General features: G+C 47.0%; 11 protein-coding genes. 2 read left to right on the top strand and 9 right to left on the bottom strand.

Features of this window, described 5'->3' with window-relative positions; translation table 11 throughout:
• Positions 1–518 precede the first annotated feature (518 nt).
• Complete coding sequence (locus tag KNP64_RS03555) at positions 519–974, bottom strand: JAB domain-containing protein (RefSeq protein ID WP_035385670.1); 456 nt, start codon at positions 972–974, stop codon at positions 519–521.
• 371 nt (positions 975–1,345) lie between these two features.
• Here KNP64_RS03555 and KNP64_RS03550 point away from each other — a divergent pair, with 371 nt between their 5' ends.
• Positions 1,346–1,687, top strand: a complete 342-nt coding sequence (locus tag KNP64_RS03550) for a YolD-like family protein (RefSeq protein ID WP_029595514.1) — start codon at positions 1,346–1,348, stop codon at positions 1,685–1,687.
• A gap of 96 nt (positions 1,688–1,783) precedes the next feature.
• On the opposite strand, the gene KNP64_RS03545 is transcribed toward KNP64_RS03550, so the two are convergent.
• The 3 genes from KNP64_RS03545 to copZ form a co-directional block, all read right to left on the bottom strand.
• The gene (locus tag KNP64_RS03545) at positions 1,784–2,743 is read right to left on the bottom strand and encodes an IS30 family transposase (protein ID WP_114167461.1); all 960 of its coding nucleotides are present in this window, start codon (positions 2,741–2,743) and stop codon (positions 1,784–1,786) included.
• A gap of 348 nt (positions 2,744–3,091) precedes the next feature.
• On the bottom strand, positions 3,092–5,230 hold the full coding sequence (locus KNP64_RS03540) for a heavy metal translocating P-type ATPase (RefSeq protein ID WP_029595516.1): 2,139 nt from the start codon (positions 5,228–5,230) through the stop codon (positions 3,092–3,094).
• Positions 5,231–5,367: 137 nt separating this feature from the next.
• Positions 5,368–5,571 carry a copper chaperone CopZ gene (copZ, locus tag KNP64_RS03535; RefSeq protein ID WP_029336157.1) on the bottom strand — a complete coding sequence of 68 codons (204 nt, stop codon included), beginning with the start codon at positions 5,569–5,571 and terminating at the stop codon, positions 5,368–5,370.
• Positions 5,572–5,843: 272 nt separating this feature from the next.
• Here copZ and KNP64_RS03530 point away from each other — a divergent pair, with 272 nt between their 5' ends.
• The gene (locus tag KNP64_RS03530) at positions 5,844–6,176 is read left to right on the top strand and encodes a four-helix bundle copper-binding protein (RefSeq protein WP_084158420.1); all 333 of its coding nucleotides are present in this window, start codon (positions 5,844–5,846) and stop codon (positions 6,174–6,176) included.
• A gap of 59 nt (positions 6,177–6,235) precedes the next feature.
• Here the strand turns inward: KNP64_RS03530 and KNP64_RS03525 are convergent, their stop codons facing one another.
• From KNP64_RS03525 to KNP64_RS03505, 5 genes are all read right to left on the bottom strand, one after another.
• Complete coding sequence (locus KNP64_RS03525) at positions 6,236–6,913, bottom strand: response regulator transcription factor (RefSeq protein WP_029595517.1); 678 nt, start codon at positions 6,911–6,913, stop codon at positions 6,236–6,238.
• The gene (locus KNP64_RS03520; protein WP_214791340.1) at positions 6,891–8,294 is read right to left on the bottom strand and encodes a sensor histidine kinase; all 1,404 of its coding nucleotides are present in this window, start codon (positions 8,292–8,294) and stop codon (positions 6,891–6,893) included. Before KNP64_RS03520 ends, KNP64_RS03525 begins: the two co-directional genes overlap by 23 nt.
• A gap of 99 nt (positions 8,295–8,393) precedes the next feature.
• Positions 8,394–9,302 carry a F510_1955 family glycosylhydrolase gene (locus KNP64_RS03515; protein WP_114167384.1) on the bottom strand — a complete coding sequence of 303 codons (909 nt, stop codon included), beginning with the start codon at positions 9,300–9,302 and terminating at the stop codon, positions 8,394–8,396.
• A gap of 325 nt (positions 9,303–9,627) precedes the next feature.
• Positions 9,628–10,173 carry a thiol-disulfide oxidoreductase ResA gene (gene resA, locus KNP64_RS03510; protein ID WP_214710167.1) on the bottom strand — a complete coding sequence of 182 codons (546 nt, stop codon included), beginning with the start codon at positions 10,171–10,173 and terminating at the stop codon, positions 9,628–9,630.
• Positions 10,174–10,212: 39 nt separating this feature from the next.
• Entirely contained in the window at positions 10,213–10,920 is a 708-nt protein-coding gene (locus KNP64_RS03505) for a cytochrome c biogenesis CcdA family protein (RefSeq protein ID WP_114167383.1), read from the bottom strand.
• Positions 10,921–10,981: the final 61 nt, after the last annotated feature.

The following is a 10,981-nucleotide window of genomic DNA, read 5'->3' as shown; positions in this document are numbered from 1 at the left end:
TTCCAAAAAAATGAGCGACCACCTTCGGGCGATTGCTCATCATCATTCACCAACATTGCGTAAGAACCACATTTGTATTGCAAAATACAGTCGAAGCAATACCTCCGTCATCTCGTCCATCGTCTGTTGATCTAGTTGGTAACTGTCCATCTGAATCTTCCTCTCCTGTTGATAGCCTCATGATACCTCGCATCCAAGCAGACAACATCTCGCCTAATTTCACGTAAGCCCTAGGGCTTGTTTAGAAAACATGCTCATTTTCAATAAACAAACCGTGTTTTCACTTCTGTCATTTCATCAAATAGTCTTCTTACGAGACAGACCAAAACAACGTCCAACCTTCACACACGAACCATCGCGTTTTCGTCATGCGAAAACGACCCTTTTCCGGATCCCGCTCTATGGATCCAGGCGAGAGCAACGCGAGTCGCCCATCCAGTCAAAGAAAAACGTACGTTTTTCTTCCTTGTCCTTACCGGACGGACCGGGACCGGTCCCCCGGCCCCACTCCATTCCGTTCAACCCATGTAACCTCGCTGTTTCATGCTGACGTACGACTCGTCCGCTCCGAGGATGAGATGGTCGAGCACCGGGATGCCGATGAGGTCCCCCGCCTCATGTAACCGTTCGGAGACGAGGATGTCCTCCCGGCTCGGCGTCGGGTCCCCGCTCGGGTGCTGATGACAGACGATGAGGCACGAGGCGTTGTTCAAGATGGCGCATTTGAAGACCTCCCGTGGGTGGACGACACTCGAGTTGACGCTCCCGACGTGTGCCCGGTGGACGCCGATGACCCGGTTCTTTGTGTTGAGCATGATGACGAGGAACACTTCACGGTCGTCGTCCCCGATGAACGAGGAACCGATTTGTCGGGCACTGTCCGGTGATTGGATGATGGCGTGCTCGAGAGCGACCATCTCCTCGCGAATCTCTTGTTTGATACGAATGACCTCGATGATGGATGTAAGTTCCATGATGGTTTGTCCCCTTTCGGATAAGCCGAGCTCAGAACGAACACCGTTGTGCGTCCTGTTGACGGGAACGAAGCGAGCGTCGGGAGACGGTGCAAGGGCGACCGCAGGGAGAGCCTCAAAAAAATGCGTAGAGCAAACGGAGGGACAGGCTTCCGTAGCCAACGAGCGAAAAGCCTCGCTTTGAGCCTAAAGCGAAGGAAGACGGGCCGGAGGGCGCGTCATTTTTTTGACGTCCCTTGCACCGAAGACCAGCGAGCTAGAGTACGGAAACAGGACGCACGGATTACCAATCACGAAAAAGGCTGTTCAAACGGGACAAATCGGGTATAAAATAAGAACAAACGTTCGTTTTATTGAGAGGGGTAATTATTATGACGATGTATCGCGATCGGGGCGAATTGAAATGGATCCCATTCCTCATGCCCGAGCACAAGGCGCTACTGACGAAATACTATAAAGAGATTCAAAAAATTGAGATGCCAGATATCGATGAACAGGTCCTATCGGTCTATGAGAATGTGCTGAACGACGCGATCTTCAGCGGAGATTTGGTAGAGGTAAAATATGTGGAGAAGCGGGAGATGAAACGATTCAGAGGATTCGTGCACCGGACGAACTACATGGAGCGGACCGTCGAGCTGGCCAATCAAAGGGAAGGGATCATCCATGTGCCGTTCGAGGCAATCATTCACGTCGAACAATCGATAGACTAACGCCCTGGCGGTTGCTGACGAAAAATCCTTTGCTGCTTTTATAGATGTATCAGTTAAAAGTTGCAGTACACTGATATCTTTAAATCATTCCGTTTGTCAATTTAAGCTAGACAGATCGACTCCATTCAGGTGACTCAAAAATGCCTCCAACGGTGTGCGGTAATTCAGTGACTTTCTTGGGATGTTATTCCGCTTGTCGGCCACCGACGAAATGAATGTTTGATCCACCTGGTTGAAGTCCATTTCCTTTGCCAAGCCGTCTTTCCGCAGGAGCCCGTTGGAGTTTTCATTCAAGGCGCGCTGAGAAGGCGTGCCGGGATCCGCAAAGTAAATCGAGACGTCGTGCCGGTTGCACAACGGTTTCCAATTGGAGAATTCCTTGCCGCAATCAAACGTGATGGATTTGAACAGATTTCTCGGGACCCCTTGGAACCACTGGTTCAACGCAGTTTCAATATCGCAAGCCTTGCGTCCTGCAGGCTTCAGGGCGATGATGACTTTCGTCAGCCGTTCGACCAGCGTGATCACCGCACTTTTGTGGCGGGCACCCACAATGGTGTCGCCTTCGATATGCCCGAACTCTTTTTTGAACGACGGGTTGTCGGCTTCCCGTTCGGAAATATGGCGTTTGAACGCCTGTTTTCCCCGGCGTTCCTGGTGTCCATTGGGTTTCCGTTTTCCTTTCATCGGCAGCGTGGCGGCGTCAAAGACCTGATTTTTGAACATGCGATAGATGGTGCGCGCGGAACAATCGATGGCCGTTTCTGCCCGGCCGACAATGACATCCGGCGTCCAGCCCTGCGCCACCTTGTCTTGAACATAGGCCACTTGTTTCTTCGGCAGGACAATCTTCCGCCGGCCGCAGCGTTTCTTATTTTTCTTGTATTGCGTGTAGAAGTCGAGCGCTGTATGTCCTGATTTCAGGAAATTGATGACGTTGTAGATTGGCTGCCTGGAACGGTTCATCAACTTAGCAATGATCGCTACAGGTATATTTTGGCGGTGGTAGGATTCTATCATCACCAGTTCATCCGTGGTAAGATGGGTGTAGGTCATTCGTGATCACTCCTATGTTTTTCTTTGGTCGGAAAATACATTGTGAGTGTACCACGAATGGCTTTTTCAATTGTCTAGCTTAATTTTACAATCGGCGATTAATGAATGAATGATCAATTTTTGAAAACTTTTTTGTGTTAATTGAATTTAAGTAGAAAAGAGAAGAAGCTTTTGGGCTTCCTCTCTTCCGATAATATCTCATATGTTAACTATAAAAATATATTTAATTATCCAAAGTCTTCAAACCTCCGTTTGACTTTAACCTAATACAAAACTGTGCCCCCAAGGTTAAAGAAAATTCAACTTTTGGGAGGCAGCACTTTTCGTGTACGACAATTAAACACGGTGTTAAACAGCTCTATTTCTTAGTTTCAATGTCATCGCATTGATAGCCACGATAACCGTGGACACGGACATCAGAACTGCTCCTGCGGCAGGAGCCAACGTAATCCCAATGGAGGCTAGAACACCCGCCGCTATGGGAATGGCAATAAAGTTATAACCGGCTCCCCACACGAGGTTCTGTTTCATTTTACTGGTTGTTTTATTGGCCAATTCGATAAAGGATTCAATATCGCCTGGATCCGACTGAGTCAAAATCACATCAGCGGAATCGATGGCGACTTGAGTTCCGGCACCGACTGCTATCCCAACGTCTGCTATTGCAAGGGATGGTGCATCGTTGACGCCATCGCCGACCATGATAACCGTTTGTCCATTATTTTTCAGTGATTCCACTAAACCATATTTATCTTGCGGTGATTGATTGGCTCTGTATTCAATGCCCAGTTCCTCTGCTACTCCTTGGGCCGCCGTTTCATTGTCACCTGTAGCCATAATCGGTTTTATATTGTAATGCTTCAATGCCTGTATCAGCGTTCTGCTCGTTTCTTTCAATTCATCGCCTAATGCGACCGTACCGATCGGATTCCCGTCCTCAACTAGTATACTTAATGTTGCCCCTTTGGGAACATCCACCGCTACATCTCTTCCAAGTGCCTTTTGGCTGATCAATTCGTATTTGCGGCCATTGGCGTTTCCTTCTATACCCGCACCCGACACAACATCAATCGAATCAAAGTGGACAGGCTGAATCCCTTGTTTCTCAGCGTATTGGACGATTGACTGGGCGATTGGGTGGCTGGACCCGCCTTCAATCCCTGCCATTAACGCCGCGATTTCGGCTTCGGTATGTTGACCATCCAGTGTTTCCATGTTCAAAACTTTAAATTCGCCAGTAGTCAATGTACCCGTTTTATCCAGTATCATTACATCAGCCTTAGTTGCCAGCTCCAATGCTTCGCGGTCTTTCACCAACAGCCCGCGGCTTGCACCTAAACTGGTGCTTCGTGCAATAACCAGCGGAATGGCAAGGCCGAGAGCGTGTGGACATGCAATGACTAATGTCGTAACCGTAAAAAGAACAGCGGTTTGAATGTCAGCAATGTACAGCCAAACGACAAAAGCGAGGAAAGCCGCCGCAATGGCGATATAAAACAGCCAGCCGGCTACTTTTTGAGCCAGATTTTCAGCTCTTGAAGGTTGATCCTGCGCCTGGCTTATCAGGGTTTGTACTTGGGAAATGAACGATTGGTCGCCGGTTTCCTGTACTTCAAGATATATGATGCCTGCACCGTTCGTGGAACCGCCGATCACTTTGTCTCCGGCTCCTTTTTCAATGGGTTTAGATTCCCCCGTCAGCAAAGCTTCATTGATCCGCGAGGTGCCTCTTTTGATGATGCCATCGGCAGGGACGTTTTCTCCGGCCTGAACCCGTACAAGGTCTCCGACTTTCAGCTCATTTACGGGACGCGTCTCGATCGAATCATCTTCCAATACCACATGTGCATCTTTCGGCACCAATTCGGCGAGCGATTTTTGCGCGTCTCCTGCTTCTCCGATAGCCTTCATTTCGATCCAGTGTCCAAGGAGCATGATCAACAGCAAGGACGCGAATTCAAAGAAGAAATCCATGATGTGATCGCCGGTTACGTAGCGTGCCAGCACGGCGTAAATGCTGTACAAATAGGAAACGGATATCCCTAATGAAATAAGGGCCATCATGCCCGGTGCTTTTTCCTTAAATTCAGCGATTGCACCTTGATAGAAGGGTTTTCCGCCATAAACCAATAAGATAGTTGCTAATACAGCGACCACAATATCCGAGTATGGAAAAGTAAATTGGAAAGGAAGCCGAACGTCCATCATCGGCGACAATAATAGAATGACAATGCCCAAGGGCAGCGACTTCAGGAAAATTTCTTTGAAATTCCCATGATGGTGATGTCCATGGTCACTATGATCGTGGCCACCATGATTGTGATGGGCATGATCATCATGAATTTTGGCAGGATTGCTGTCGTCTTGAATGCCTTCTTTCACTTGGTCTTCATGGTACGAATGCCCAACATGTTTGGAATGATCCATTTTACTGTGATCTACCTGTTCGTCTTGATGGTGGTGATGGTCTTTATCATTTTTAGCCATTCAGTGCGCCTCCTCCAAACTAGTGGTTCTTATCCTATTTAACCCTATTTACATTCTTAACATTCACAAAGTTCTTGCCGAATATACCACGCGAGGGTATATTTCATTTAAAAGTAAAGTGTGCTGTGAAAGCACCCTTACACGACGTCATACCCTTGTTCTTCAATCGCTTTCTGAATTTCGTTTAATGATGTCTTGGCAGTATCATAGTCTACTGCCACTTCGCCTTTTTTAAGATCAACTGTCACAGATGAAATCCCTTCGAGTTCACCGACGCCCGTTTCAACCGAGTTTGCACAGTGGCCGCAGGACATACCTTGTACTTTTAATGTTTCAATCATTATTATTCCTCCTAAAGTAATATTTCCTTAAACTTAACATACCCCGATAGGGTATATCAAGTGTTTAGTATCATTTTACTTTATCGCTGTTTCCATGACTCTAATTTAGAAGTTCACAATGACCCCCCAAAAAAACCGCACCATTGATTTTAATATTTGATTACTTGTCTATAAAATGTGCAGTTTCTATGGAGTTTCGGTATTTCTGTTTAGTTTGGAAAGGAGAGGGAAATCAAGTAAATGAAACAAAAATAAGAAATGGAGGTTTTAACATGGCTCATGAACAACATCAGGAATTGATTCGGGCATTACATGATTGTGCAGCGGAATGTAACCATTGTTTTGACGCTTGTCTGCAGGAAGATGATGTGAAGATGCTAGCACAGTGCATTCGATTAGACCGGGAATGCGCGGACATGTGTGCATTTTTGGAACATGCCATTACTCACAATTCACCGTTCGTTTCCGAACTGGCAGCCGTTTGCGCAACCATTTGCGAAGCTTGCGCAGAGGAATGTGAGAAGCACGCCGATCATCATGAACATTGCAGACGCTGTGCGGAAGCTTGCCGTAGATGTGCAGAAGCTTGCCGTAACGCCGCATAACCTTACTCAAAAAGGCCCGTCGGAAATATTTTCCGACGGACCTTTTCTTTTATCAAGCATCATTCTGCTTCATGGATCCATTTGTAGCCGATTCCCCAAACCGTGAGAAAATGATCATCGACCGGAAAACCGGACTGGCGGATTTTTTCCCGAACATTTCGCACATGCGAATCGATGGTCCGCCCTTCCGTCTCTGAGTCGAATCCCCAAATTAACTGGATCAGCTGCTCCCTCGTAAACACTTTGTCGGCATTCTTCATCAGATGGCCCACCATCAGAAATTCTTTTGGCGTCAATTTGATGATATGTTTGCCGTACGTAAGTTCAAACCGGTCTTCGTCCCACACCAAACCGTCCACTTCAATGGTATTTTTCGGAGTTCTCCTGCGAAGCAGCGCCCCCATCCGGGCCAGCAACTCATCTTCATTAAACGGCTTTGTGATGTAATCATCCGCCCCGATATTCAATCCCTTAACAATATCCTCCTGTTGTTCCCGCGCCGTCAGCATAATGATTGGCACATCCGAAAATTTCCGGATTTCGCGGCACAGTTCCCAGCCATCCATTTCCGGCATCATGATATCCAGTAAGACGAGATCGAAAGGTTCCGATTCCAAATAGTCGAGGGCTTCATGAGCTCCCAGTGCTTTTTTACAGAGGTACTGATGCGGCTTCAAATATAAAGCCACTAAATCCAGCATTCGTTGTTCATCATCAACCAACAGCACTTTCTGCAAGCGAATCCCCCCTTTTCAATTCTATCAGGACGGTTGTCCCTTGTCCGTACTCACTTTGAAGCGTCATGAGACCACCGTGCGATTCGACGATTTCTTTCGCAATCGCCAGGCCAAGACCGCTTCCTCCGTACTGTCTGGATCTGGATTTATCGACCCGATACAATCGTTCAAAGACAAAAGGAAGATTTTTTTCCGGTATGCCCTCTCCTTCATCACGGATGCTTATGGTGATGGTACCTTTATCTTGGACTCCCTGTAATACCACTTGTGTTCCTTCAGGAGAATGCTTGCGGGCGTTGTCCAAGACATTCAGCAATACCTGCTGAAAACGTTCGGGATCAATGAAGGCGACAATCTCATGTTCACAATGGACAGCCAATGAAATCTGTTTCTCGTCAAAAGCTGGCCGAACCAAGGCAACGACGGATGCAAAAAGCATCTCCAGTGAAAATTCCTCTTTTTGAATGGCGAACTGGTTATGATCCATCTGAGCCAGCTCAAACAGCTGCCGGATCAATTCCGTCAAATGGGCCGTCTCTTCCCGGATGATGCCAATGTATTCCTTTTTCTCTTCCTCGGATGCATCCGGCCGGCTCGCGATATCGGCATATCCTTTGATATAGGTCAACGGCGTCCGCAACTCGTGCGAAATACTCGCCAAAAATTCATTCCGCTCATTTTTTAAATGTTCCAAGTCACTGGATAGAGCAGTGATGGCGTTCGCCAGCTCTCCCAACTCATCGTTTCGGCCAATATTCAGGCTGACCTCGTGGTGCCCTTCGCTTAACTGTTCCGTCGCTTCTTTCATCCGAATCAACGGCAACGTAATCAATCGGGATAGCAGAAAAATTGTGATGACGGTCAACCCGACAGCAATCAGGCCAACAATCAGGAATTGGTTTCGCAAATGACTGACCATCCCTTTGATATGATTGGTTTCCGCAAACATGAACACGTGGCCTCTATGTTCTCCTTCAATGGTGATTGGGCTGTCCGTCGCAATAAACTCTTTTTTGTCCCATCGCTCTTCCACGACCTTCCCTCCCTGCAGAACCTCATCAAAATCGGTGTGTTCCAACACTTCCCTCATTTCAGGTTCAATCAGATCGGAATGGGTCAATTCGTTGCCATCTGCATCCGTGATGATGACGATGAAATCGGAGGCCGATTCCATCAACGCCACATGGTTCAATGTCGCCGGTTCAAAACTGTCTTCCAATACTTCGCTGTGGGTGTTCCCTCTTGCAAGCAGGTTGGTCATGACTTCATCCACCCGTTCATTGACAAAAGTAACGTACAGGGTTAGAAACAAAACCGATTCAATGATGATAATAAACACAAAAAACAGCAAACCTATTTTCAATGCAAGCCTGTTTAACATGGCATCCCTCTTTAAGTCGATTGGTTAGCAGCAATCAAGACAAAGACTGCTGCCGAAAGCTGTTGGATTCGGTTCGTCTTTCAAACGGCTAGCTGGTTTCTACTTGGTTTTTCCCTCTTCCAGCAGCGTTTTCCAGGTCTGTGATCCGTCTTCCGACAAGTAAGCATTGCCCTGGAGTGAGTAGATCGCCAGTTCCCTTTCATCAGTCGGATTTTGTGCAATAAAAGCGATGGCATCTTGCGGAAGATCCGGTATGTTCACCGTCTTCAGTTCTTCATTTTCCATAGTATACTTCACCAAAGCCGCCGCTGTCCCGTAGCTTCCGAAATACAACTGGTCTTCGGTGAAATGCACCGCTGTGCCTGTTTCATTTTCCGATGTAATCGCCTCAAAATTTTCGCCGCCATCACGTGAGAAATACACACCTGTAGAAGTAGCTGCAGCAACGAAGTTCGAATCTGTCGGATGAAGGGCGAGCGCCATCACTTCTCCTTCTAATCCTGAAGCTTTGACCGGCTCCCACGATTCTCCTATATCGTTACTTTTGTAGAACCCTGCTTCGAGCAAGGAGTTTTTTGCTGGATTGAGCAGGAAAATATCATGGCTGGTGTACCCTACAGCCATCGCATGAAAGTCCGTTTCTCCTTGAAATGCAATCTCTTCCAAGGTTTCTCCGCCATCTGTACTCCGCTGAATCCCAAGCGGATTGGGCAAATCCGAATCTGCGCTCGGGTGTCCCGAAGAATAAAAGCCTTCATCTACAGCGTTAAAGCCCATATAATCGAAAAAATTATCCGCTGTTTCAAACCATTCGCCATCGCGATAAATTTTTGGACCGCTGTGTGATGCAAAATACAAATCGTTCCCACCTCCTGCATAGCCCATACCGTGGACGTGTCTCAGTTCTCCTTCAAATGGAACTTCAAATGAATCCGCTGTATCGTTGCTGCATCCTGCCAGCAAAAGCAAAGCCGACAGTACCGCTATGCCCATTCTCTTTTTTTTCATGTAGATGCCCTCCGAATATGTCAATTTTCTATACTTTCCATAAGTATCAACCTCTTATAGCTTAACGAAAAAGTTTCGACTTTTTGTGCAGATATCTTGATTTCAAAACAGGTAATCCATTCCCTCTACAATTGACCCAAAAGGAATAATCCTTCCAATCGGTCCGGTGGAGGATCTTTGCCTGATTTTTATTTATAAATTTTCTACACCTGACATTGCTTTTCTTGTGGTTTAGTCAACTTTAAAGAAATGTCTTTTTCTCGTTTTTTCCTTGCATCAATTTTCAAAATACGTGGCTCGCACTATTCTGGGGAACTCAGTTGTATCAGCTCGGTTTGATCTGTTCCATATAACTCGCAATATCCTCTTCGGACATTTCACCCGTAATGATTTTCTCGATTTTCCCCTCTTGATTGACCAACAATGTAGTGGGCAATGGACGAATATTATAGGCTTCCATAACACTTTTGTCCTTATCGATAACAATCGGGAACGTTAAATTTCGCTGTTCAGCAAATTGTCTCACTTCAAAATCGGATTGCGCAATATTGACAGCGAGTATCTCTACACCTTGGTCCTTGTATACTTGGTACTGCTTTTCCATCAGCGGGAACTCTTTTTCGCACGGTTTGCACCAAGTACCCCAAAAGTTCACGAACACCCCCTGCCCTTTGTACTCAGACAGCTGATGCCGTTCCCCATTCAAATCCGTCAAAGCAAAATCGGGTGCCCAATCTCCAACTTGCAGCAATTCGTTTTTCTCTTTTGTTAATCCGTTGTAGATGGTAAAGATTATAGCCCCTGCCAGGACAAGCAAAATGCTTGTCCTCATTATCAAACGGTTCTTCTTTTTATTCTTTTTCGCAGTCATATAGCGTCACGCCTTTCTAAATATTATAAGTCCGGTCTATTAAAATCCAGTGAACCCACCCGTGAACTGCGACAGGTAAGCGATGACGTCCGTCATCATATCGAAATACAACATGAGACCCATGATGACCATCAAGCCTCCGCCGATCGACATGAACTGCGCACTCCGTTTCTTTAGGAAAGTCATCTTCTCGATGAAGAACGACATCAAGAGGAACGGAATGGCAAAGCCGAGGACGTAAAACAGCATATACAAGAGCCCGCGGCTCGGATCGGCGATCCCCATCGCTATCACCGCGGCCAGGATGGGGCCGGTACACGGCGTCCATCCGGCGGCGAAGCCCAGCCCAATTACCACGGAGCCGGTATAGCCCGATGGCCGTTTTTGAAAATGGACTTTCTTATCCGAAAGCAGGAAGTCGAATTTCAGGACACCGGTCAGCACCAAGCCGAAAAACACCATCAAGATGGCACCCAGCTGGCGCAGCAGGTCGGCGTTCTCAAAAAAGAAAGAGCCGATGAACGAAGTGGACAACCCGAGCGCCAGAAAGATGATGGAAAACCCGACCAAAAAAAGCACCGTATGGATCAACGCGCTCTTTTTCATCGCCCCTTTTCCGGTTTTCAGCTCATTGACCGAAACACCAGTGATGTAGGACAAAAAAGCCGGGTACAGTGGAAGCGCGCAAGGCGAGAGGAACGATAACAATCCGGCGCCGAACGCCAGCAATAAACTTACTTCAGCCATAGAACAGTCTCCTTTTAGATGATTGACGTGTATAGTTCCTTAACTGCCCTATCGCCGCTTT

This window comes from Exiguobacterium sp. s64 (genome assembly GCF_018618035.1).
Lineage (GTDB): Bacteria > Bacillota > Bacilli > Exiguobacteriales > Exiguobacteriaceae > Exiguobacterium > Exiguobacterium mexicanum_A.
The sequence above is the reverse complement of the archived record's forward strand: the minus strand, read 5'-3'. Positions and strand labels throughout refer to the sequence as shown.

Bases quoted from the DNA above. Each gene is read 5' to 3' on its own strand.
- KNP64_RS03520 (WP_214791340.1), bottom strand. From the start codon at position 8,294: ATGTTAAACAGGCTTGCATTGAAAATAGGTTTGCTGTTTTTTGTGTTT.
- KNP64_RS03555 (WP_035385670.1), bottom strand. From the start codon at position 974: ATGGAACTTACATCCATCATCGAGGTCATTCGTATCAAACAAGAGATT.
- KNP64_RS03545 (WP_114167461.1), bottom strand. From the start codon at position 2,743: ATGACCTACACCCATCTTACCACGGATGAACTGGTGATGATAGAATCC.
- KNP64_RS03550 (WP_029595514.1), top strand. From the start codon at position 1,346: ATGACGATGTATCGCGATCGGGGCGAATTGAAATGGATCCCATTCCTC.
- resA (WP_214710167.1), bottom strand. From the start codon at position 10,173: ATGACTGCGAAAAAGAATAAAAAGAAGAACCGTTTGATAATGAGGACA.
- KNP64_RS03505 (WP_114167383.1), bottom strand. From the start codon at position 10,920: ATGGCTGAAGTAAGTTTATTGCTGGCGTTCGGCGCCGGATTGTTATCG.
- KNP64_RS03530 (WP_084158420.1), top strand. From the start codon at position 5,844: ATGGCTCATGAACAACATCAGGAATTGATTCGGGCATTACATGATTGT.
- KNP64_RS03540 (WP_029595516.1), bottom strand. From the start codon at position 5,230: ATGGCTAAAAATGATAAAGACCATCACCACCATCAAGACGAACAGGTA.
- KNP64_RS03515 (WP_114167384.1), bottom strand. From the start codon at position 9,302: ATGAAAAAAAAGAGAATGGGCATAGCGGTACTGTCGGCTTTGCTTTTG.
- copZ (WP_029336157.1), bottom strand. From the start codon at position 5,571: ATGATTGAAACATTAAAAGTACAAGGTATGTCCTGCGGCCACTGTGCA.